A 20,891-nucleotide genomic window follows, 5' to 3' on the forward strand; every position below is an offset into this window, starting at 1 on the left:
CCGCCGGTCTCCCGGCGGGGGTCTCGTGCTCGGTGGGCAGGGGCGGGGTCGAACCGCCGACCTATCACTTTTCAGGCGATCGCTCGTACCAACTGAGCTACCTGCCCGAGCAGTCGCTAACCTTACCGGAGGGTGGCGCGTCGTACGAAAGCGGCGCCGTTCCTGGACCTCGTCACGCCTAGGCTGGCCCGATGACGACGCCCGCCGAGGTCGTGCTCCGGAGGAGGCGTACGACGGGCTCGTGCCTGCCGAGATCCTCGCCGCCCGCCGGGCCGGCGTCGCCGAGCGCGTCGACCGGTGGCGGACGACGGCGAGCTCGTCGGCTTCGTGTCGGTCGGCCCGGGACGCGGGCTCGGGCACCGGATGCTGACCGAGGCCCTCGCCGCGCGGCCGTCGTACCTGCGGGTGCTCGACGGCAACGAGCGGGCGGCCGGTTTCTGCCGCCGCCCCAGCCCCGGCCTCAGCTGAAGCAGAGCCACAGCCCCAGCAGCGTCGGCAGGACGCCGAGCGCGAGCCACGGGCTGAGCGGGCTGCGGCGGTGGATCACCAGACCCGCCGCGACCGCGATGACCCCGAAACCGCCGGCGATCACGTTGAGGCCGATCCGCGCGGCGGTGGCCGAGTCGGGTGTCTCGAGGGCGGCGAACACGATGCCGAGCGCGAGGTGCGAGATCGTGAACACCGCCAGGGTCGACGACACCCAGCGCTGGGTGTGGGTCAGTGAGCGGTCGTTGACGGGCCGGACCGGGTGGGCCGGGTCCATCAGGTGGCGGCGGCGGGGCGCGGTCGAGGCGGACACGGCTCAGACCTCCACCGGTACGCCGACGAGCGAGCCGTACTCGACCCACGAGCCGTCGTAGTTGCGGACGTCAGGCAGCCCGAGCAGCTCGTGCAGGACGAACCACGTGTGCGCGCTGCGCTCGCCCACCCGGCAGTAGACCGTGACGGGGGAGCCGTCGAGGGGGAGCCCGGCGTCGCCGTACAGGGCGCGGAGCTCGTCGTCGGGGAGGAAGCTGCCGTCCTCGGCGGCGGCGCGCGACCACGGCACGTTGACCGCGGTCGGGATGTGCCCGGGCACCTGCGGCAGCTCCTGCGGGAAGTGCGCCGGGGCGAGGATCTCGCCGCTGAACTCGGCGGGGGAGCGGACGTCGACCAGCGCGCGGACGCCGATCGCGGCGACGACGTCGTCGCGGAAGGCGCGCAGCGCGGGATCGGCCGGCCCGGCGGCGTACGACGTGGCGGGCAGGGTGACCGGCTGGGTGGTCAGCGGGCGCTGCTCGAGCTCCCACTTCTTGCGGCCGCCGTCGAGCAGCCGGACGTCGCGGTGCCCGTAGAGCTTGAAGGTCCAGTAGGCGTAGGCCGCGAACCAGTTGTTGTCGCCGCCGTAGAGGACGACGGTGTCGTCGTTCGCGACGCCCTTGGCCGAGAGCAGGGCGGCGAAGGCGTCGGCGTCGACGACGTCGCGGCGGACCGGATGCCCGAGGTCGTGGCGCCAGTCGAGGCCGATCGCGCCGGGGACGTGGTCGATGGCGTGCCGGGTCGCGTCCTCGTCGACCTCGATCACGACCAGTCCGGGCCGGCCGAGCTGCTGCTCGAGCCAGGCGCCGTCCACGAGTACGTCGGAGCGAGCCATGGTGTCCTCCTGGGTAGTGCTTGCCGCACCAATAGTTGGGGTACTAACTATTGCTAGACTAACGATCGTGGCAAGCGCAGAGAAATCCGTTCCGCGGACCGAGAGCCCCCTGGCCGGGGTCGACGACCCGCTGGCCCTGGAGCAGCAGGTCTGCTTCGCCCTCGCCGTCGCCTCGCGCAGCGTGATCGCCGTCTACAAACCGCTCCTCGAGCCGCTCGGTCTCACCCACCCGCAGTACCTCGTCATGCTCGCCCTGTGGGGCTCCGAGCCGCTCAAGGTCGCCGACCTGAGCCGCCTCCTCCAGCTCGATCCGGGCACCCTCTCGCCGCTGCTCAAGCGGCTCGAGGCGATCGGCTACCTGCGCCGCGAGCGCGATCCCCGCGACGAGCGCGCGCTCGCCGTCGTCCTGACCGAGAAGGGGCGCGCCCTGCGCGCCGAGGCCGAGAAGGTCCCGCCCGCCATCGTCGAGCGGCTCGGCATCGACGTCGCCGAGCTCCTCTCGCTGCACCGCCGGCTCACCGAGGTGATCGCCGCGGCCAATGCCGCCAACGGCGCCCCGACCGCGCGCTGAGGCCGGCTGAGGGGATGCGCGGACCCGGCCGGGTGGGCACTATGCTGGCCCGGCTGCGGAGGATCCGTCCTCCCGGTGGGCCCCCATCGTCTAGCGGCCTAGGACACCGCCCTTTCACGGCGGGTACGCCGGTTCGAATCCGGTTGGGGGTACGGGGTGCGTCCCGATTGGGAGCCGCACGCCGCCATGGGTTAGAGTTCCATCCGCTTCGCCCGCCAGGGAGAAGCAAGCCAGGCCCCGTAGCGCAGTTGGTTAGCGCGCCGCCCTGTCACGGCGGAGGCCGCGGGTTCGAGTCCCGTCGGGGTCGCAGAGAGCAAGCCCGGACCACCAGGTCCGGGCTTGCTGCATTTCCCGGCGCGCCACCGCGTGGAGCCGACCGGCACAATGAACCCGTGCCGGTCGAGATGAGTCCCGAGGAGTTCGACGCGCTGGTCGACACCGCGCTCGACGACATCCCCGACGAGCTCGCCCGGCTGGTCCGCAATGTCGTGGTGCTGGTCGAGGAGGAGCCGCCCGAGGGCGAGCCCGACGACCTCCTCGGCCTGTACGACGGCGTGGCGCTCACCGAGCGCGACAGCTCGATGCTGCCGCACCTGCCGGACCGGATCTTCCTGTACCGCGGCCCGCTGCTCGACATGTGCGACGACGAGGAGGACCTCGCCAACGAGGTCCGGATCACCGTCGTCCACGAGGTCGCCCACCACTTCGGCATCGACGACGCCCGGCTGCACGACCTCGGCTACGCCTGAGCCGCCCAGAACCCGAGGGTGCAGACGGCGAGGCCGAGCACGATCGTCGTCGCCGCGTAGGCCGCGCCGCGGACCGGGCCCAGGTCGCGGGTCTGCACCGCGAGCGACGAGTACGTCGACAGCCCGCCGCAGAAGCCGGTCCCGACCAGGGCGAGCGCGGAGCCGTCGAGGGACCAGCCGGCGCACGCCCCGAGCAGCAGGCTCGCCAGCAGGTTCGCGAGGAGGGTGCCGTGGTGCCAGCGGCCGTCGAGGCGCTGGCCGAGGTAGTAGCGCAGGGGAGCGCCCACGGCGGCGCCGAGGGCGACGAGGAGCGCGCTCACAGCTCGTCCTCCTCGGGCAGCGGGGGCGCGGCCCGGCCGACGACGGTGACCGCGACGAGGCAGGAGAGCAGGGTCCCGAGCAGGTAGGCGAGAGCCAGCCCCACCCGCCCCGCCTCGAGGAGCGCCCGCCCCTGCTCGGAGGTCGCGGAGAAGGTCGTGTAGCCGCCGAGCACGCCCGGCCCCAACGCCGCGGCCCACACCGGCGAGCGCCGGGCGAGCGGGAGCAGCAGGAGGGCGGCGAGCAGGGCCGACCCCGTCACGTTCACGGCGAAGGTGGTCCAGGGGAAGCCGGAGCCGTCGTGGACCAGCTCCGTGGCCCCGTAGCGGGCGAGCGCCCCGACCGCGCCGCCGGCCGCCACGGCCAGGAGCAGGCGAGGCGACGGCGTCATGCCCAGCAGGTTAGAGCGCGCGCGACGGAGCCCCGGACCCGGCACTGCCCTGCCAGGCGACCGGCGGAGCGCCGACGGACTGGCGGCGGAACTCGCCGAGGAACCAGATCTGGAAGGCGCGCTGGTCCGGGGTGCGCGGCGCGGTGAGCAGTCGCTGCGCCCGGCTGAACTCGTCGGCGGCGTCGAGCAGGTCGATCAGCCCGCCGATCTGCCGGGCCACCTCGCGCGGCATCCGCAGCCGCAGGTCGACGGCGTTGCGCCCGGACTCGTGGGCGTCGTCGACCTGCTCGCGGCCCATGTTGGAGCGCAGCGGCCGCTCGAGCGCGTCGAAGTGCTCGGAGAGCACCTTGGCCAGGGGGTAGTCGTCCTCGTGGGCGAGGGCGAGCAGCCGGATCTCGCGGCGCAGGTCGCGGTAGTGGCGCTGGAAGCGGCCGAACTCCAGGACCGGGACGCCGTTGATCTGGACCGCGACCTCGCCGACCCGGGTGTGGTCCTCGGCGAGGGACGGGACGCTGTGGGTCAGCTGGTACGGCGCGCCGCCGGTCTCGGAGAGCTCGTCGGAGGGCTCGAACCACACCGCCTTGCCGTCCTCCTCGATCTCGGCACCCCAGGCGAGCGAGGCGCGGGCGACGATGTCGAGGCCGCGCCCGACCGTGGTCAGCGCGGCGAGCTGCTCCTCGTCGAGCGCGTCGAAGGCGTCGAGGTCGAAGGCGTCGATGTCGAAGCCGCCGGCCTGGGTCGCCGGCTGCGGGGCGATCGTGGAGCCGTCGTGGACCTCGAACCGGGGGTGGTCGGCGGTGCCGCTCAGGTGCAGCTGGACCGGCGGGGTGCCGTGCAGGACCGCATTGGTGACCAGCTCGGAGACGGCGAGCTCGGCGCAGTCGGCGACGTCGTCACGACCGATCTGCTGGCACGTCTGGACCACCCAGCGTCGTGCGTCGTGCACGATGCGTGGCCCGGGGGCCAGGTCCAGGGTCTGCCGGTGCTGCACGGGTGCGCCTCGCTGGGTGTGTCAGCCGGTGGGGTTCGTCGTCGCGGGTGGTCACCTGATCGGCGAGGGTGCCGATCCCGGGTGGGATACCCCGCCGCCGATCCCCCTAAACCAACGTCTTCGAGCGAGTTCGCAGACGTCCTGAGGAGGCCGGCGAGAGGGGTTCCGGGGCAGTGTGACCGACCAGACCGCGACCTCGGATTGGGGCCCGCGGACCGGACGCGGAAGAATGGCCCCAGAGGACCTGCCAGCGTCGTCACCCGAAGTGCCCAGGAGGAAGAAAGCCATGGCAGCAGGCGACACCCAGCCGGAACTGCCCGATCGCATCATCGTCCCCCGCTCCGACCGCCATCAGGTGGTCGTCATCGGCTCCGGGTTCGGCGGGCTCTTCGGCACCAAGCAGCTGCGCAAGGCGGACGTCGACATCACGATGATCGCCAAGACGACGCACCACCTCTTCCAGCCACTGCTCTACCAAGTGGCCACCGGCATCCTCTCCGAGGGTGAGATCGCGCCCCCGACGCGCGAGGTGCTGGCGAACCAGAAGAACGCCCAGGTGCTGCTCGGCGAGGTCACCGACATCGACCTCGAGAGCCGCCTGATCACCTCCCACGTCCTGGGCCGCGAGCTCGTGACGCCGTACGACTCGCTGATCGTGGCGGCCGGCGCGGGCCAGTCCTACTTCGGCAACGACCACTTCGCCGAGTTCGCCCCCGGCATGAAGAGCATCGACGACGCCCTCGAGCTGCGCGGCCGGATCTTCGGCGCCTTCGAGATGGCCGAGCTCGCCGCCGCCCGCGGCGAGAACGTCGACCACCTGCTCACCTTCGTCGTCGTCGGCGCCGGTCCGACCGGGGTCGAGATGGCCGGCCAGATCGCCGAGCTCGCGCACCGCACGCTGACCCGCGACTTCCGCGCGATCAGCTCGCGCCACGCGCGCGTGATCCTCGTCGACGCGGCGCCCCAGGTGCTGCCGCCGTTCGGCGCCAAGCTCGGCAAGTGGACCCAGGAGCGCCTCGAGAAGCTCGGCGTCGAGGTCATGCTCGGCGCGCTGGTCTCCCAGGTCGACGAGCGCGGCCTGACCGTCAAGTACAAGGACGGCAGCGAGAAGCGCATCGACGCGGTCGCCAAGGTGTGGGCGGCCGGCGTCCAGGCCAACCCGCTCGGCAAGCAGCTCTCCGCCCAGACCGGCGCCCCGCTCGACCGGGCCGGCCGGATCTCGGTCAACCCCGACCTCACCCTCCCGGGCTACCCCGAGGTGTTCGTCGTCGGCGACATGATCTCCCTCGACAACCTCCCCGGTGTCGCGCAGGTCGCGATCCAGGGCGCCAAGTACGCCGCCAAGGAGATCGACGGCCGGCTCCAGGGCAAGCCCGCGCAGCCGCCGTTCAAGTACTTCGACAAGGGCTCGATGGCGATCATCAGCCGGTTCCGCGCGGTCGCGATGGTCGGCAAGCTGCGGATCACCGGCATCCTCGCCTGGCTGATGTGGCTCGTCGTCCACCTCTTCTACCTCACCGGCTTCAAGAACCGGGTCACCGCGGTGCTGCGCTGGGCGGTCTCGTTCCTCGGCAAGGGACGCTCCGAGCGGACCTCGACCGAGCAGCAGATCTTCGCCCGGGTGGCGCTCCAGCGCCTCGCGCGCGGTGCCACCGACCTGGTCTCCCAGCCCGGTGCGTTCGACGAGGCGCAGCGCCGCGCCGAGCTCGAGCAGCAGGCCGCCGAGGAGGCGCGCCTGAGCGACGAGAACAAGCGCGGCGTCAAGGTCGGCGGCTGAGCCTCTCCCGCACTGCTCGGGGGAGGATGAAGACGCCCTCGGCCTCGGCGGTCACGCCGTCGGGGCCGATCATCCGGGCCTTGGCCCAGGTCTTGATGCCGTCCTCGCGGTCGATCCAGGACTCGACGCGCAGGTCGCCCAGCGGCGTCCCCTGCCGGTAGACGAGGGTCAGCGTCCCGGTCATCCCGGGACGCCCGGCCGCGCCGACCGAGTGGCCGAGCACCTGGTCGAGGATGAGCGCGACGACGCCCCCGTGCACCAGCCCGGGCGGCCCCTCGTACGCCGCCCCGCAGTGGAAGTCGGTCTCGGCCCGCCCGTCGGGGTGGCTGCGCACCTCGAGCGGCGGCGCGATCGGGTTGCGCAGCCCGATCACCGGGTTGCCCCACGGCCGCCGGCGCCCGGCGGTCAGGTGCTCCTGGCCGAGCGTCTGGGTGCGGCGCACCTTGCGCAGCCGGGCGACCGCCGCCTCGACGTCGGCCTGGGCGGCGCGCACCTCGTCGTCGTCCACGTCGGACATGACACAGAGGTCGACGAGCTCGCGCGCGGCCTCGGCGAGCGGGCGCCACACGGCGGCCTCCGCCTCGATCACGGAGGCCGGGGTCTCGTCGGCGGCGAAGGACCAGTTCATGGGGGCAGAGTAGAACAAGTTCTCGTTTCTGGCTGGTCGACTCCGACGTGATGGGATCGGGGGATGACCGCACTGGTGGAGCCCGACGCACGACGCTGGCAGTCCTGGGCGGCGATGGTCGAGGACTTCGACCTCGTCACCGAGATGCACGGCTCCGGCGCCTGGCAGCTCACCGGCGACCCGGTGCCGACCGAGGTGGGCTGCTCGGCGTTCGTCACGATGACCGAGGTGACCGCCCCGGCGGACCTCGACGGGACGCGGGTGCCGTCGACGTACTTCTGGATCGCGGCCGGCGACGGCGGTCCCGACGACGAGCTCGTCGGCTTCCTGCACCTGCGGCACTCGCTCAACCCCTGGCTGCTCGAGCAGGGCGGGCACATCGGCTACTCGGTGAAGCCCTCCGCCCGGCGCCGCGGGCACGCGGTGGCCGCGCTGCGCCTCGGCCTCCAGGCCGCGGCGGGGCTCGGCATCGACCGGGTCCTGGTCACCTGCGACGCCGACAACGAGGCGTCACGCCGCACGATCGAGGCCGGCGGCGGCGTGCTCGAGGACGAGCGCAGCGGCAAGCTGCGCTACTGGATCACGTCCTGACCGGGGCGGCCTGGTCGACCGGGCGCAGCTCGGGGCGCAGCCGGTAGAGCACGGTGGTGAACCAGAACGGGTCGACCATCGACCGGTTGATCACGATCAGCGGCAGGCCGTCGCGCTCGATGAGCACCGTCCAGCGCCGGTGGCCGGGCTCGCCGACGATAGCGATCGGCGTGTAGGGACTGCCCACCTCGACCACCTCGGTGTGCCCGCTGCGCCGGATGGTCAGCTGGCCGCGGCGGATCGTGAGCTTGGTCGTCGTGCAGCTCGCGCGCACCGCCCACACCACCAGCAGCAGGAAGCCGAGCGTCGCGGCGACCCCCACCGTGGCCGTCGTCGGCGCGGTCGCGGCGGCGTACGACGCGGCCGCGGTGCCGGCCAGCACGACCAGCAGCAGGATCGTCATCGTCCGCCGGACGCCGCTGCGCTCGGGGAAGTCGGCGTCGGTGGTCGCGTTGAGGGCGTTGCGGTGCTCCTCGGGCTCGGTCCACCGGCCCTGCGGGACGGTCGCCGGCTCGGCCGGGACCGGCGTCGTCGGCGCGCTGCGGCGCGGCTGGGCATCGGGACCCGGCGTGCGCGGCGGCGGGGCGGTCGTGGTGAAGCCGCGGGCGGGGCGGACCGGCTCGGGGACGGGCTCGGAGGCGGGCTCGGGCGCGGGCGCCGCGGCCGGCTCGGTGCGGAGCGCGTCGACCACGGACCGGCCGAGGTCGGTGCTGTCGAGGCTGCCGGCCTGCGCGATCCGCGAGGGCGGCTCGGGCGGCGCCCCGACGCCCAGCGCGTCGAGGACCGAGCGGCCGGCCTGGTTGCCGTCGGGACCGGGACCCTGCGGACGACGCCGCCGGGGCGGCGGCTCCGCGACGGGCGGTGCGGGCGGCGGCGCCGGCGTGGTCGCGAGCCCGCCGCGCGGGGAGGCGGTGACCCGGGCGTCCTTGGCATAGGTCGCACGCTTGTTCAGCCACGCACGGATGGTCTCCGTGTCGGGCCCGAACTCGTCATTGCTCCCCACGACAGAGTCCTCCCTTTCCCTCAGTCCCGGCGCTCAGGGTACTCCGCCGCGGTCCCGGCCGTCGTTGGTCCGAACGTCCGCGGCCGATGGTCCGGATGGGCTACTCCCTCCGGTTGCCCGGTAGATTGAGATCGATTCCCAGTCCGGTTCGACCCCCCAGGAGGTCCGGTGTCCGACACCGACGCACGCTCGCCCTCCCTGCGGCCGACCCGCCAGCGCCGGGCCATCACCGACGCCCTGGCCGCCGCGGCCGACTTCCAGAGCGCCCAGGAGATCCACGACAGCGTCCGCCAGGGCGGCGACAAGGTCGGCCTGGCCACCGTCTACCGGACCCTCCAGGCGATGGCGGACGCCGGCGACGTCGACGTCCGGCACAACCCCGCCGGCGAGGCGACGTACCGCCGCTGCAGCTCCTCGCACCACCACCACCTGGTCTGCCGCTCGTGCGGGCGCACGGTCGAGATCACCGGCTCCGCGGTCGAGCGGTGGGCGCACGCGATCGCCGACGAGCACGGCTTCTCCGAGGTCAGCCACACCGTCGAGCTGGTGGGTCTGTGCGCCGAGTGCGCCGCCCGGGCCGCCCGCGCCTGAGCGCGGGCAGCGGCGGGCAGCGCTGGGACCGTCGCCGCCCTCAGCTTCCCCTCGCCTCGGGGCCGATGTAGACGGTCACCAGGTGCTCGCCCGTCACCGGGGTGAAGAAGGTGAACATGTCGGTCCTCGCTCTCACTTCCGGGGGAGGGTCGCCGCTTTCGGGCACGGGTCCGGAGATGTCCTGCTCGACCCCCGCAACGTGGACCATCCATGCCACCGTCCCTGGCGGCAGGCTCGCCTCGTCGGAGGAGCGAATCAGGACGGGATACGCCGTCGGGGCGCTGTCGTACGCCGTCGGGTCGTACATCTTCGCGAACAGGTCGACCACCTCATCGGGCTCGATCGCGTCGTCGGCGAGGGTGGTGCCCGCCGCGCTCAGCTCATCCCGCGCCAGGACCGCCACGAGGGCGGGCGGCAGGACCCCGGCCGTGGTCGACCGGCCTGCTGGAGTGCTCGGGCCGTCTGCCGAGTCACCCGTGCCGCAAGCGGCGAGCGAGAAGGCCACGATGGCCGCCGCTCCCGCTGCTGCCGTGACCCGTCGGGTGCTGCGTCTGCGTTCAGTGCGCATCGGTGTTCACGAAGAATCCGTCGGGGGCGGGCTGCGCGGAGTTGTAGATCGTGTCGTCGCGTCGAACGGTGCCGATGTTCATGTCTTCCCAGGGAGTCGCTCCTCCCACCCGCTGCCGCTTGGCCTTGGCGAAGCCGAACCAGAAGGGCGACATCGTGCCGAGCTGGACATGCCGCGCGTGCGCCTCGGCCTGGACCGGCATCCAGTCGCCGTTCGCGAAGCCGACGACGTCCTGGTGGAAGGACTGGCGGACCACTCCGCCGATCCGGCACTCGAACCGGGCCGCTGCCGTGTCCTTGACGAGGTTGTAGAGCTGAGCCTCCTGGGCCACGCGGTACTCGCTCACTGCGTAGACCCCCGTGCCGCCGGAGCGCGGACTCCGCTCGCAGTACCCCATCGGGCGCGCGTAGTGGTGGTAGTACCGCCAGCCGGCCTGGATCCAGCCGGGGTTCGAGGTGCCCAACCCCCGGGTGATCGACACCGAGTAGCTCGACCCCGAGTTGCAGACGTTCTGCTGCGAGGGGGTCATCCATCCTGCGCGAACCCTGGCCGACTTCGCCTCGACTGCGCTGCTGCCTCCGGCCACATAGCGGTGTCCGTTGTTGCCGGGGTCCGGACAGTGCGCGGACGCGGGGGCGGCGAGGGTGGTCTCGCCGCGGCCAACAGTCAGCGTCTCTTGCGCAGCCATCGGCGAAGTCGCGCAGGCAGCCCGAGCTTTCGTCCTTGCCTGCCCGAGACGCCAGCCGCCGGCGCCTTCGGATCGTCGCCGACGATCGAGGAACTACCGATCCGGATTCCGTCCTTGCCGTTGGCTCTGACAGGCGCCTCGATCTTGCCCCTGGTAACGCGGACCTTCCGGACATCCTTCCAAAGAGAGCTTCCCCAACCCGAGTTGTTCGACATTCCGTCCTCCTTGTGCAGTTTCCTTCTGATTCGACTCCCAGACCAGCGGTCGACGAGCCGGGCCCTAGCGATTTCGAAGACTGGCTGCTCCAACATAGACAAGGCCGGATACCAGCAGCAGTGCAGCGAGGCCAACCGGCGAAGAGTCGACTGTCTGATGGAAACTCTCGCCCTGACTGAATCGGATCCAAGCGTAGGTGCTGACTAGGATCGGCGGCCAGTACCACTGGCCAAGGGCTGCGACAAGGACCGCCGACACTGCCACGAAGGCGGGCACTGTTGCGTAGAGGGCTGGGTCGACGGTCGAACTCATCGCGATCGCGACGGGCAGCGCCGCAATTTGGAGCCATGCGAAACGCATTCCGGCGATGAGCGGGAGTGACCGCTGCGCGACCCGATTGACCTTCTGCATTGAGTCCGTCAGTGCATGTCCTAGCAGCAATGCCGTGACCGGCGGCGCGAGATTAGTCAAGACCACCGCCTGATCCAAGAACGGCAGTGGAAGCGTTTCTCCCGAAAGCACCACGACGGCGCTCGACAGGAGAGCGCCAAGCGCTAGGCTTCGTGGAATGCCCCACGCTTTCAAGATTGCAATGTGCGTCCGGGACGGGCTCACCAGGGCAACTGAACCGAGTCGATGTCACATTGGCTGAGCTTGGCGTAGGTCGTCGTCAGCCATCCGCTCTGCTGCTCGACCGGTAACTCGAGCCACTTTGCGTCCGACTCGCTGCCCTTCAAAGTGAGCGCCCCATCCCGAAACAAGATCCATCGCCCAAGCTGACGGCGCACGTCGTACCACGCTTCGGGCGGTCCGGAATTCGACACGAACTCTGGACAGAGACGCGGCATCGTCAGTGCATCTGTCGCGGTCTCGTCCTCGTGACGTCCTCGGAGTAGGTCTTCTGTCGACAGATCGATCACGCCGTCGCGTGAGCGCAGAAGTTCTGCCGTTCGTACGGGCACGAGCTGCACAAAGCGGTCGGGCAGTTGCACCCCAGCGTCTTTCAGAAGGGACGCTTGGCGGTCTATCCGCTTTGCGAGGCCCCTGACATTGCGGCTTGTTTCGAGGGACATGCACACCTGCGGCTTTTGACCAGCGCAATCCCATCCGAGTCCGCCGTCGACGGCCCGATACCGCTCGTGCTCACCCACGCTCAGCGCTCCAGCAGCGGCAACCCCCGGGACCAGAACGAGTCCGCCAAGCAATGCGGCTGCGGCCGACGAGCGGGTCCACGGCAGGTTCGCTCCCCAGCACAGCAACACCGCGACACCGAGTGCAGCCAGCGACTGCAAGAGGAGGGTGCTGGACGCAAAGGTCTCGCCGATCAGCGGTCCAGTGACACCGCCTGTCCGAAACACCTCCGGGATAGCGCCAGTGGCAGAAAGTACACCCACGGCGAACGCCAGTGTCGCCGCGACCGGGACCAGCCATTGCCTACGTCCGAGGCTCGCAACAAGTACGCCGATTCCGACGTTTGCGGCCAGCACGCACAAGGCCGGCACGACCACCCAATAGGTCGTGGGGAACGCGTGAGAGCCGGCCAGGCTGGCTGCGGTAGTCGTCACCAAACAGGTGCCGACAACAGCGACCGACGCCATCGCCCAGACAGCAAACGCCGGCTGGAGCCAGGCGCGAAGCGGCCTAGTGCTGGTTAAGCTGATCGAGGCGACGCCTGCGTTCGCCATTCGGACATATGCAGCGCAGGCCATTCCAGCCGCAATCGGGCCGACCAATGTGACACTGAAGGTCCCCCAGTCAAGTGCCATCTTCCAGGACCCGAGCCACTCGATTCCCCTGCTGGTCGCAGATATCGCTGCTGCCGCGAGCAAGGCGACAAACTGCGCGACGACAACGCCGGGCCTGCCTAGCCAGGCGAAGAATCGGGACCTCAACGGACGGCCTTAGAGATTGTGCTCAGAAACGCAAGCTCGGCCGATCGTTCTGGACCACCGTGTTCCTTTACAAAGGCTTTCGTTGGGCCATGGTGCAGTACGCGCCCCTCGGCCAGCACGACCAATCTCGTCGTCATCTTCTCCACGTCTTCCATGACGTGGCTGCTGATGAACACGCTTGAGGTACTCGGCAAATCCTGGATGAGGCGTCGTAGATTGGCCCTCTGTTCCGGGTCAAGGCCGGTGGTCGGCTCGTCGAGTAGCAGTACAAGTGGATTCGTCACCAGGCTCGCCGCAAACGCCAGCCGACGCTGCATCCCCCCTGAGAGGCTACCGATGCGGTCCTTCCGGCGACCAGACAGCTCCACCTTCTCGAGAAGTGCAGAAGCCCGTCGACCCGCCTCGCGAGCAGGAACGCCTCGCAGCCACGCAAAATAGGTCAATGCGTCGCCGGTCGCCATTTCTGCGGGCAACTCCAACGTTTGCGGCATGTACCCAACCGACTGCAACACATCGATACGTCGTCGACCGTACAGGTCCTGTCCACCGAGCGTGACCGACCCTCCCTGTGGACGCCTCGCACCAGCGAGGGTCGCGAGGAGGGTCGATTTGCCAGCGCCATTGACACCGACCAAGCCCGTGACACCGCTACCTAGGACCAGCTCGTCAACATGAACAGCATCTGAGTTGGCGCCCGGGTAGCGACACCGAAGGGCGGTCAGCGAAAGCTCCACCTCAGGATCTTAGAGCCCGTTAACGCGGATGTACGGGTTGCGGCTGCAGGCGTCGGGACTCATGGACTGGTCCTCGCAGACCTTGTACCAAACGCGGACAGAGCCCTCCTGGCTGCGGGAGGTATAGTCGTCGCTGTCGTACTGGTCCTGCCAGGAACTGCTCGTGGTCCGAGCACTCTGGTCCTGGTGGAAGGTGAGCGACCATCCGACCGTCCCATCCGACGGCTTCTTGACGAGGTACTGGTAGTCCGTCTGCGTGTAGACGCCATTGCCGCCAGGCGCAAGGTCCTTGTAGTAGGTGTGGTTCTTCACGTAGCCGTTCTTGGTGTACACCGTTCCGTACGCCGCCGCCTGGCCGTCGCCAGTCGCCTTGAGCGGAGCGGAGCGGCTGTACCAGTTCTCGCTGAAGGCATCTGCTGCCGGCGAGATGGCCAGCGCTGCGCCACACACGAGCGTAGCCGCCGCGAGCTTCTTGCGATCCACGGAGAGCCGCATGCGTTCCCTACCTTTCGTCACGCGATCGCTCTGACCGCTGGGGCCACATGGTTGATGAAGCCTGGTGAAATGTCAAGCAAGATGTTCACTCATCTGCCAAGAACTAGGCAGGGCTAGAACGCTGCGGCGTACGTCCGATGCCTTCGGGCGTAACCGGCTACAGGCGCTGGCCTGGCCTTGGGTCAGTCGGAGCCTCTTTCGCCGGTTGTTTCTCGACGAGGGCGCAATGTTGCCCGCCAGGACCTTCAGGACGCCGTCAGAGAACTATCTGCAGCGCAGCGGGAAGCCAGCACCTAGAAGCCTCCTTGGTTCGCTCGCGCCGGAGGGCGTCGGCGGGAGTAGGGAGGCATTGGTAGGCCGTGCGGGGCTCGAACCCGCGACACTCGGATTAAAAGTCCGGTGCTCTACCAACTGAGCTAACGGCCCGGGGCGAGCCTATCGAGCGCCCCGGCGCCGGCGCCGTCCCGGTCCGCCACCGCGGGCCGCGGTCCGCTGGTCGCGGAAGAGCGGCGGGAGGAAGCGGAGCATCAGCGCCGACCAGGTGGTGTGGGTGAGCAGCGGGGCCTGCAGGCCGCCGGTGGCGCGGCGCTGGAGGGCGAAGAGGGTGCCCATCGCGCCGGCCGCGAGGACGAGGGCCGGGTTGCGGGTGGTCGAGGTGGCGAGCGCGTAGACGGCGGTCGAGGCGACGACCGGACGGCGGTCGCCGAGCGCGGCGTAGAGGGCGCCGCGGAAGAACACCTCCTCGCCGAAGCCGTTGGCGAGCGTGGTGGCCAGGACGATGGGTCCCTCGCCCTCGTCGGCGAACCGCAGCACGCGGCGGAGGGCGTCGTCGAGGACGGGGATCCGGCGCGCGACCAGCGCGGCGGCGTAGAAGAGGCCGAAGGCGCCCGCCCCGGTGGCCACCGGGGTGAGCACCGGACGGCGCAGCGTGGCGTCGCGGTTCTCGATCCAGCCGAGGTGAAGGGGGCCCGAGGCGAGCCCGCCCGCGGTCCACACGCCGGCCACGGCGGCGGTCGACAGGTAGAACTCGCGCGAGCCGGGTGCCGTGGAGAGCGAGGCGCCGAGGAGCCCGGCGCCGGTGACCGCGGTGGCCGCGACGACGCGCCGGCGTCGTGACCGGACGGCGGCAGTCTCGGGGACCTCGTCGCGGACGACGTGCGACAGCGGCCGGGGGAGCAGGCGGTCGAGCCGGCTCGGGGGGCGGGTCACCGCTCGGCCCGGCGCTCGGCGAGCGCGGCGCGGACGGCGTCGTCGTACGACGTGCGGCGGAACGGGACGAGCTCGCGGATGCTCGGGTCGGTCACCACGACCTCGTTGACCATCGAGTCGATGAGGTTGCGCCCCGCCCGGACGTCGACGTCGGTCACCAGCGCCAGCCAGCGCGACGACAGCCCCGGGCTGAGCAGTGGGACCGGCACGATGGGGAGCCGGCGGCCCTCGATCGCGGCCACCCGCCCGAGCATGTCCGCATAGGCGAGCACCTCCGGCCCGCCGATCTCGAAGGTGCGGCCGAGCGCGTCGGGGTGGTCGAGCACCCCCACGAGGTAGCGGACGACGTCGGCGACGGCGATCGGCTGGGTGCGGGTCCGCACCCAGCGCGGCGTGATCATGGCCGGGAGGTGCTCGACCAGCTGCCGGGTGATCTCCCACGAGATGCCGCCGTGCCCGACCACGATCCCGGCGCGCAGCACCGTCACCGGGACGCCGCCTCCGGCTAGCAGCGACTCGACCTCGCGCCGGCTGCGCAGGTGCGCGGAGAGGTCGTCGTGGTCGTCGCCGAGGCCGCCGAGGTAGATGATCCGGTCCAGTCCCGCGGCGCCGGCGCGCTCGCCGAACGCCGTGGCTGCGGCGGCGTCGCGGCGCTCGAAGTCCGCGTGCCCCAGCGCGTGCACCAGGTAGTACGCCGCCCGCGCGCCCGTCAGCGGCACGTCGAGCGAGCCCGGCTCCGCGACGTCGCCGAAGACGGCGGTGCCCGGACCGTCGTACCGGTCGGGGTGCCGGGTCATCACGCGGACGTCCTCGCCGGCCTCGGCCAGAGTGGCGACCAGGCGGCGGCCGACGAAGCCGGTGCCGCCCGCGACGAGCACCGGGCCCGCGGGGGCGGTCACGACGCCTCCCGGTCCGGGACGAGGCTGAGCAGCCAGCCCTGCGGCGAGCGGCCGGAGGCGGGCTGCGCGGCGGCGTGCCGCCAGGCGGTCGCGTAGCGGCGGCGGACCGCCTTCGCGGCGGCGTCCCGGTTGCCGTGCCGGCACAGCTCCAGGCGCCAGGCCGCGGCGCACGTCGCGTCGTAGAGCTCGCCGAAGGCGCGGACGTCGCCGTCCGCGGCCCGGCTCAGGAGGTCCGCCAGCGCGGAGTCCGGCAGGGCGGTGCGCGTGCTGCTCATGACCACTCCAGAAGTTGAACAAACTGCTCAACGAGTTGTTTAGGATTAGGGTGTGAGCATGGACCACGGGCCGGACGCGGCGCAACCCCCCGCCGACGCGGTGGACCTCACGATCGGCGACCTCGCCCAGCGCACCGGGGTCAGCACGGCCGTGCTGCGGATGTGGGAGACCCGGCACGGATTCCCCGACCCGCGCCGGCTGGCCAGCGGGCACCGGCGCTACTCGGCGAGCGACGTCGACCTGGTCCGCCAGGTCGTTCGGCGCAAGGACGCCGGCATCCGGCTCGACGTGGCGATCGCGGAGGCGGCCGCGACCCGGCCGCCCGCGAGCCCGTCGGTCTTCGCCGAGCTGCGCCGCCGGCACCCGGCGCTGGCAGTTCACCGGCTGCGCAAGTCGACCCTGATCGCGCTCTCGTGGGCGATCGAGGACGAGTGCTGCGCGGTCGCCGACCGGCCGGTCCTGTTCGGCGCCTTCCAGCGCCCCGAGTTCTACGCCCCGTCGGCCCGGCGCTGGGCCGAGCTGGCCCGGGTCGCCCGCTCCGCCGTGGTCTTCGCCGACGGCTGGTCGGGCGGCGTCGACGACGCGGAGGGCCCGGTCCGGGTCACCCTCGACCCGAGTGCCCCGCTGCGCCGGGAGTGGTCCGTGGTCTGCGACGCCTTCGACTCCACCGCCTGCCTGGCGGCCTGGGAGCTGCCGGGGCAGAGCGCGGTGCCCGACCGCGAGCGCCTCTTCGAGGCACTCTGGACCGTCGACCCGGTCGCCGTCCGGGACGCCGCCCGGGTGGCCGCCGCGGTCGCGGCCGACGCCGGCGTCGCCGGGGCGCCGGCGCTGCTCGACGAGCTCGCCGCGGCCCCGGCTCCGCGGGCCACCGCCCCGGCCGCGGTCACCGCGCTGTTCAACCGCGTCGTCGCCTACGTCGACCGGCTCTCCTGAGCGCCCAATCCGGCGCTCGGTCGCGCTGAGCCGGTGCCGCTGGCCGGCACCCTGCCCGCGCGCCCGCGCGGACGGCGCTTCATTGGGGCCATGACCCAGATCCAGGCCCCGACGAACCCGTCCACCACTCCCGGCCGCGTCGCCGACCGCGTCGTCATCGTGACGGGAGGAGCCCGCGGCATCGGCGCCGCCTGCGTGCGCGCACTCGTCGCCGAGGGCGCCCGGGTGGTGGTCGCCGACGTCCTCGAGGCCGAGGCGAGCGCCCTCGTCGCCGCGCTGGGGGAGCGGACGGCGTACGTCCCGCTCGACGTGACGAGCGAGGAGGCGTGGCAGCACGCGGTCGCGGCGGCCGAGGAGCGCTTCGGGCCGGTCTCGGGACTCGTCAACAACGCCGGCATCGTGCACATCGACCCGATCGAGACCCTGAGCGAGGCCGACTACCGGCGGGTGATCGACGTCAACCAGGTCGGCGTCTTCCTCGGCATGAAGGCGGTCATCGGGTCGATGCGGCGCGCGGGGGGCGGCTCGATCGTCAACATCTCCTCGACCGGCGGGCTGGTCGCCTACTCCCGGATCCTCGGGTACGTCGCCTCGAAGTGGGCCGTGCGCGGCATGACCAAGACCGCCGCGCAGGAGCTCGGCCCCGACGGCATCCGGGTCAACTCGGTGCACCCCGGCATCGTCGCCTCCGCGATGACCGCGAGCTCCGACCGCTCCCACGAGCAGGTCAGGACCCAGCCGCTGGCGCGGGCGGCGGACCCGTCCGAGATCGGCGCGCTCGTGCTCTTCCTGATCTCGGAGGAGTCCAGCTACAGCACCGGCTCGGAGTTCGTCGCCGACGGGGGCTTCACCTCGCTCTGACCGGGGTCGGCGATGGACTATTTCGAATAGGAATATGTCGGTTCCGCACAGTGGCATCAGCGGCCCCGCCAGGCGGGGCCGCTGCCTACCTTCGCGTCATGATCGACCAGCTCGACCCCGAGGTCGCCGGCTTCCTGGCGGTGCTCAACGAGGGCTTCCCGCCGGTGGCGACGATGACCGGCGCGGACGCGCGCGCCGCGACCAAGGCCCGGCAGGTCCCGCCGGCCAACCTCGACGACGTCCGCTCGGCCGAGGACGTGACCATCCCGGTCGCGGGCGGCACCATCGGCGCCCGCGTCTACCGGCCGCACGGCCCCGACGACGTCCGGCGTCCGCTCGTCGTCTTCCTGCACGGCGGCGGCTTCGTCTTCTGCGACCTCGAGAGCCACGACGGCTTCTGCCGCGACCTGGCCCGGGGCGTCGACGCGGTCGTCGTCTCGGTCGACTACCGGCTCGCCCCCGAGCACCCCGCGCCGACCGCCGCCGAGGACGCCTACGCCGCCCTGCTCTGGGCCAGCGAGCGTCACGACGAGCTCGGCACCGACCCGGCCCGCGTGGTCGTCGCCGGCGACAGCGCGGGCGGCAACCTCGCGGCCGTCGTCGCGCTGATGGCCCGCGACCGCCGCGGCCCGGCGCTGGCCGCGCAGGTGCTGCTCTACCCGGTCCTCGACCCGGCCTGCGACACCGCGAGCTACGCCACCTACGCCGAGGGCTACTTCAACACCCGGGCGAACATGGAGTGGTACTGGGACCAGTACCTCGGCCCCGAGCGCCGCCTGCCCGAGCCGCCCGAGCTGGTCGCGCCGGGCCGGGCCGCGAGCCTGGCCGGGCTGGCGCCCGCGATCGTCGTGGTCACCGGCGCGGACCCGCTCCGCTCCGAGGGTGAGGCCTACGCCGCGGCGCTGGCCGCCGCCGGCGTACCGACCCTCGCCCGGACCTACCCCACGCTCTTCCACGGCTTCCTCACGATCCTCTCGCTGCGGGCCGGTGCCTCGGCCCGCGCGCTGCTCCACGCCGACCTGCGCACGCTGCTCGCCCGAACCTCCCTGGAGACCCACCCGTGAACGCACCGAACGACACCCCCGTCCGCGACCTGCTCGTCGTCGGCGCCGGCCTGGCCGGCATCTACGCGATGTACCGCGCCCTCGAGAAGGGCCTCGACGTCGTCGGGGTCGAGGCCGGTGAGAGCGTGGGCGGCACCTGGTACTGGAACCGCTACCCGGGCGCGCGCTGCGACGTCGAGAGCGTCGACTACTCGTACTCCTTCGACCGCCAGCTCGAGAAGGACTGGCGCTGGACCGAGCGGTTCGCGACCCAGCCCGAGATCCGCTCGTACCTCGACCACGTCGCCGACCGCTACGACCTGCGCCGGCACTTCACGTTCGGCCGGCGGGTGACCGCGGCCCGCTTCGACGAGCAGGCCTCGACCTGGACGCTGACCCTGGACGACGGCGCCCAGCACCGCGCGCGCTTCGTGATGATGGCGACCGGCTGCCTGTCCGCGCCGCACCGCCCCGACCTGCCGGGCATCGACGACTTCGCCGGCACCCAGCTCTTCACCGCGCAGTGGCCCGACGAGCCGGTCGACCTGACCGGCAAGCGGGTCGGCCTCATCGGCACCGGGTCGTCCGGCATCCAGGCGGCGCCGCTGCTCGCCGAGCAGGCGCAGTCGCTCACCGTCTTCCAGCGCAGCGCCAACTACACCGTCCCTGCCCGGAACCGGCCGCTCACCGAGGAGGAGCAGCAGGAGATCCAGGCGACCTACCCCCAGCGCCGGGAGGCCTCGCGCTACGCGCCGGCCGGCTCGCTGAGCACCACGCACCCGCAGAAGGCGACCGAGGTCAGCGCCGAGGAGCGGGCCCGGGCGTTCGAGGCGCGCTGGCAGGAGGGCGGCGTCCTGTTCGCCAAGACCTTCCCCGACCAGGGCACGGACCTCGTCGCCAACGACTACGCCCGCGAGTTCGCCGAGGCGAAGATCCGGGCGATCGTCGCCGACCCCCAGGTCGCCGAGGACCTCATCCCCACCGACCACCCGATCGGCACCAAGCGGATCGTCACCGACACCGGCTACTACGAGATGTACAACCGCGACGACGTCCAGCTGGTCAACCTGCGGCGCGAGCCGATCGAGCAGGTCACCGCGTGGGGCATCAAGACGAGCACGGCGGCGTACGAGCTGGACGTGCTGGTCTTCGCGACCGGCTTCGACGCGCTCACCGGAGCGCTCACCTCGATCGACCTCCGGGGCGCGCGGGGCGCGGTGCTCGCCGACGAGTGGGCCGACGGCCCCACGACGTACCTCGGGCTCGGCGTGGCCGGCTTCCCGAACCTGATCACGCTCAACGGCCCCGGCAGCCCGTCGGTGCTGGCGAACATGTCCACGCACACCGAGCAGCAGGTCGACTGGGGCATGGACCTGGTCACCTACTGCCTCGAGAACGGCATCGACCAGGCCGAGCCGCGGCGCGACGCCGCCGAGAAGTGGACCGAGCACCTCGGCGAGGTGGCCGAGGGGACGCTCTTCACCCGCGCGGCGTCCTGGTACATGGGTGCCAACGTCGAGGGCAAGAAGCGCACCTTCATGCCCTACATCGGCGGCTTCGGCAACTACCGCCGGCTCTGCGACGAGGCCCGCGACACGGGGTACGCCGGGTACGTGCTGACCACGCGCTCCTGATCCCCGGCGGCCGCCCAGGAGCGGTTTTCCGCCCTGTCACCGGTGGGACGCAGAACCTTCATGACCGAACCGAAGTTCCTGGCGGCGAGCCGGTTCCGCGGCCGTCCCGGATTGGTAGGGTCGTGAGCGCAGCGGCTGCCGTTCTCGAAGGTGAACGCCTGCGGAGTCTGTGGCCGACGGCGTACTTGGTTGGTGGTGTG

The 20,891-nt window shown here is 71.6% G+C and carries 26 protein-coding genes and 4 tRNA genes; 12 read left to right on the forward strand and 18 right to left on the reverse strand.

Annotation, left to right across the window (positions count from 1 at the left end; genetic code table 11):
- Window positions 1-33 precede the first annotated feature (33 nt).
- Window positions 34-107 (reverse strand) — tRNA-Phe (locus BM223_RS03215).
- Between the two features lie 190 nt (window positions 108-297).
- Between BM223_RS03215 and BM223_RS28810 the strand changes: the two genes are divergently transcribed.
- A complete protein-coding gene (locus BM223_RS28810; protein WP_158510228.1) occupies window positions 298-468 on the forward strand; it encodes a GNAT family N-acetyltransferase in 171 nt (56 codons plus the stop codon).
- On the opposite strand, the gene BM223_RS03220 is transcribed toward BM223_RS28810, so the two are convergent.
- Together BM223_RS03220 and BM223_RS03225 are read right to left on the reverse strand one after the other, a co-directional pair.
- Window positions 461-799: a hypothetical protein gene (locus BM223_RS03220; protein WP_038681682.1), complete on the reverse strand. Its 339-nt coding sequence runs from the start codon at window positions 797-799 to the stop codon at window positions 461-463. The two genes, BM223_RS28810 and BM223_RS03220, sit on opposite strands and share 8 nt — an antisense overlap.
- A 3-nt stretch (window positions 800-802) precedes the next feature.
- Window positions 803-1,633, reverse strand: coding sequence for a sulfurtransferase (locus tag BM223_RS03225; RefSeq protein WP_038681680.1), 831 nt, complete (start codon window positions 1,631-1,633; stop codon window positions 803-805).
- A 67-nt stretch (window positions 1,634-1,700) separates the two neighbouring features.
- Here BM223_RS03225 and BM223_RS03230 point away from each other — a divergent pair, with 67 nt between their 5' ends.
- The 4 genes from BM223_RS03230 to BM223_RS03245 all read left to right on the forward strand — a co-directional run bounded on the left by BM223_RS03230 (window position 1,701) and on the right by BM223_RS03245 (window position 2,953).
- Window positions 1,701-2,204 (forward strand): MarR family winged helix-turn-helix transcriptional regulator, encoded by a 504-nt coding sequence (locus BM223_RS03230; RefSeq protein WP_235319054.1) that lies wholly within the window; start codon window positions 1,701-1,703, stop codon window positions 2,202-2,204.
- Window positions 2,205-2,283: 79 nt separating this feature from the next.
- Window positions 2,284-2,356, forward strand: a tRNA-Glu gene (locus BM223_RS03235).
- Window positions 2,357-2,437: 81 nt separating this feature from the next.
- A tRNA-Asp gene (locus tag BM223_RS03240) sits at window positions 2,438-2,511 on the forward strand.
- Between the two features lie 85 nt (window positions 2,512-2,596).
- Window positions 2,597-2,953 carry a metallopeptidase family protein gene (locus BM223_RS03245; protein ID WP_038681678.1) on the forward strand — a complete coding sequence of 119 codons (357 nt, stop codon included), beginning with the start codon at window positions 2,597-2,599 and terminating at the stop codon, window positions 2,951-2,953.
- Here BM223_RS03245 and BM223_RS03250 read toward each other — a convergent pair.
- From BM223_RS03250 to BM223_RS03260, 3 genes are read right to left on the reverse strand one after another with little or no spacing between them, the layout of a single operon-like run.
- Window positions 2,944-3,273, reverse strand: a complete 330-nt coding sequence (locus BM223_RS03250; protein WP_038681676.1) for a fluoride efflux transporter FluC — start codon at window positions 3,271-3,273, stop codon at window positions 2,944-2,946. The two genes, BM223_RS03245 and BM223_RS03250, sit on opposite strands and share 10 nt — an antisense overlap.
- On the reverse strand, window positions 3,270-3,662 hold the full coding sequence (locus BM223_RS03255; RefSeq protein WP_038681674.1) for a fluoride efflux transporter FluC: 393 nt from the start codon (window positions 3,660-3,662) through the stop codon (window positions 3,270-3,272). Before BM223_RS03255 ends, BM223_RS03250 begins: the two co-directional genes overlap by 4 nt.
- 10 nt (window positions 3,663-3,672) lie before the next feature.
- A complete protein-coding gene (locus BM223_RS03260) occupies window positions 3,673-4,653 on the reverse strand; it encodes an ATP-binding protein (protein ID WP_038681672.1) in 981 nt (326 codons plus the stop codon).
- A gap of 286 nt (window positions 4,654-4,939) precedes the next feature.
- On the opposite strand from BM223_RS03260, the gene BM223_RS03265 reads away from it, so the two are divergent.
- The gene (locus BM223_RS03265; protein ID WP_052139015.1) at window positions 4,940-6,430 is read left to right on the forward strand and encodes an NAD(P)/FAD-dependent oxidoreductase; all 1,491 of its coding nucleotides are present in this window, start codon (window positions 4,940-4,942) and stop codon (window positions 6,428-6,430) included.
- Here the strand turns inward: BM223_RS03265 and BM223_RS03270 are convergent.
- Window positions 6,414-7,058, reverse strand: coding sequence for a PaaI family thioesterase (locus BM223_RS03270; RefSeq protein ID WP_038681670.1), 645 nt, complete (start codon window positions 7,056-7,058; stop codon window positions 6,414-6,416). The genes BM223_RS03265 and BM223_RS03270 overlap by 17 nt on opposite strands.
- 63 nt (window positions 7,059-7,121) lie before the next feature.
- On the opposite strand from BM223_RS03270, the gene BM223_RS03275 reads away from it, so the two are divergent.
- Entirely contained in the window at window positions 7,122-7,649 is a 528-nt protein-coding gene (locus tag BM223_RS03275; protein ID WP_038681668.1) for a GNAT family N-acetyltransferase, read from the forward strand.
- Here BM223_RS03275 and BM223_RS03280 read toward each other — a convergent pair.
- Window positions 7,639-8,652 (reverse strand): hypothetical protein, encoded by a 1,014-nt coding sequence (locus BM223_RS03280; RefSeq protein WP_038681666.1) that lies wholly within the window; start codon window positions 8,650-8,652, stop codon window positions 7,639-7,641. The genes BM223_RS03275 and BM223_RS03280 overlap by 11 nt on opposite strands.
- Before the next feature lie 168 nt (window positions 8,653-8,820).
- On the opposite strand from BM223_RS03280, the gene BM223_RS03285 reads away from it, so the two are divergent.
- Complete coding sequence (locus BM223_RS03285) at window positions 8,821-9,243, forward strand: Fur family transcriptional regulator (RefSeq protein ID WP_038681664.1); 423 nt, start codon at window positions 8,821-8,823, stop codon at window positions 9,241-9,243.
- Window positions 9,244-9,283: 40 nt separating this feature from the next.
- On the opposite strand, the gene BM223_RS03290 is transcribed toward BM223_RS03285, so the two are convergent.
- The 10 genes from BM223_RS03290 to BM223_RS03325 all read right to left on the reverse strand — a co-directional run bounded on the left by BM223_RS03290 (window position 9,284) and on the right by BM223_RS03325 (window position 16,219).
- Complete coding sequence (locus BM223_RS03290; protein ID WP_075018453.1) at window positions 9,284-9,748, reverse strand: hypothetical protein; 465 nt, start codon at window positions 9,746-9,748, stop codon at window positions 9,284-9,286.
- A 52-nt stretch (window positions 9,749-9,800) separates the two neighbouring features.
- Complete coding sequence (locus BM223_RS03295; RefSeq protein ID WP_141267373.1) at window positions 9,801-10,499, reverse strand: hypothetical protein; 699 nt, start codon at window positions 10,497-10,499, stop codon at window positions 9,801-9,803.
- Window positions 10,500-10,778: 279 nt separating this feature from the next.
- The gene (locus tag BM223_RS28215; RefSeq protein ID WP_141267372.1) at window positions 10,779-11,330 is read right to left on the reverse strand and encodes a hypothetical protein; all 552 of its coding nucleotides are present in this window, start codon (window positions 11,328-11,330) and stop codon (window positions 10,779-10,781) included.
- Window positions 11,327-12,400: an MFS transporter gene (locus tag BM223_RS28220; protein WP_143128545.1), complete on the reverse strand. Its 1,074-nt coding sequence runs from the start codon at window positions 12,398-12,400 to the stop codon at window positions 11,327-11,329. The genes BM223_RS28215 and BM223_RS28220 overlap by 4 nt, the downstream gene beginning before the upstream one ends.
- A gap of 203 nt (window positions 12,401-12,603) precedes the next feature.
- Complete coding sequence (locus tag BM223_RS03300; RefSeq protein ID WP_075018454.1) at window positions 12,604-13,341, reverse strand: ABC transporter ATP-binding protein; 738 nt, start codon at window positions 13,339-13,341, stop codon at window positions 12,604-12,606.
- A gap of 9 nt (window positions 13,342-13,350) precedes the next feature.
- Window positions 13,351-13,836: a hypothetical protein gene (locus BM223_RS03305; protein ID WP_038681658.1), complete on the reverse strand. Its 486-nt coding sequence runs from the start codon at window positions 13,834-13,836 to the stop codon at window positions 13,351-13,353.
- Window positions 13,837-14,186: 350 nt separating this feature from the next.
- A tRNA-Lys gene (locus tag BM223_RS03310) sits at window positions 14,187-14,262 on the reverse strand.
- Between the two features lie 9 nt (window positions 14,263-14,271).
- Entirely contained in the window at window positions 14,272-15,045 is a 774-nt protein-coding gene (locus BM223_RS03315; protein WP_075018455.1) for a CPBP family intramembrane glutamic endopeptidase, read from the reverse strand.
- Entirely contained in the window at window positions 15,042-15,944 is a 903-nt protein-coding gene (locus tag BM223_RS03320; protein ID WP_218030669.1) for an NAD(P)H-binding protein, read from the reverse strand. Before BM223_RS03320 ends, BM223_RS03315 begins: the two co-directional genes overlap by 4 nt.
- Entirely contained in the window at window positions 15,941-16,219 is a 279-nt protein-coding gene (locus BM223_RS03325; protein WP_052139013.1) for a sigma-70 family RNA polymerase sigma factor, read from the reverse strand. The genes BM223_RS03320 and BM223_RS03325 overlap by 4 nt, the downstream gene beginning before the upstream one ends.
- A gap of 58 nt (window positions 16,220-16,277) precedes the next feature.
- Between BM223_RS03325 and BM223_RS03330 the strand changes: the two genes are divergently transcribed.
- From BM223_RS03330 to BM223_RS03345, 4 genes are all read left to right on the forward strand, one after another.
- Window positions 16,278-17,153, forward strand: coding sequence for a DICT sensory domain-containing protein (locus BM223_RS03330; RefSeq protein WP_038681656.1), 876 nt, complete (start codon window positions 16,278-16,280; stop codon window positions 17,151-17,153).
- Between the two features lie 90 nt (window positions 17,154-17,243).
- A complete protein-coding gene (locus BM223_RS03335) occupies window positions 17,244-18,014 on the forward strand; it encodes a glucose 1-dehydrogenase (RefSeq protein ID WP_052139012.1) in 771 nt (256 codons plus the stop codon).
- A gap of 98 nt (window positions 18,015-18,112) precedes the next feature.
- On the forward strand, window positions 18,113-19,078 hold the full coding sequence (locus tag BM223_RS03340; protein ID WP_038681655.1) for an alpha/beta hydrolase: 966 nt from the start codon (window positions 18,113-18,115) through the stop codon (window positions 19,076-19,078).
- Window positions 19,075-20,691: a flavin-containing monooxygenase gene (locus BM223_RS03345; RefSeq protein WP_038681653.1), complete on the forward strand. Its 1,617-nt coding sequence runs from the start codon at window positions 19,075-19,077 to the stop codon at window positions 20,689-20,691. The genes BM223_RS03340 and BM223_RS03345 overlap by 4 nt, the downstream gene beginning before the upstream one ends.
- Window positions 20,692-20,891 lie beyond the last annotated feature (200 nt).

The sequence above is a fragment of the Pimelobacter simplex genome (assembly GCF_900114845.1).
Taxonomy (GTDB): Bacteria; Actinomycetota; Actinomycetes; order Propionibacteriales; family Nocardioidaceae; genus Nocardioides; species Nocardioides simplex.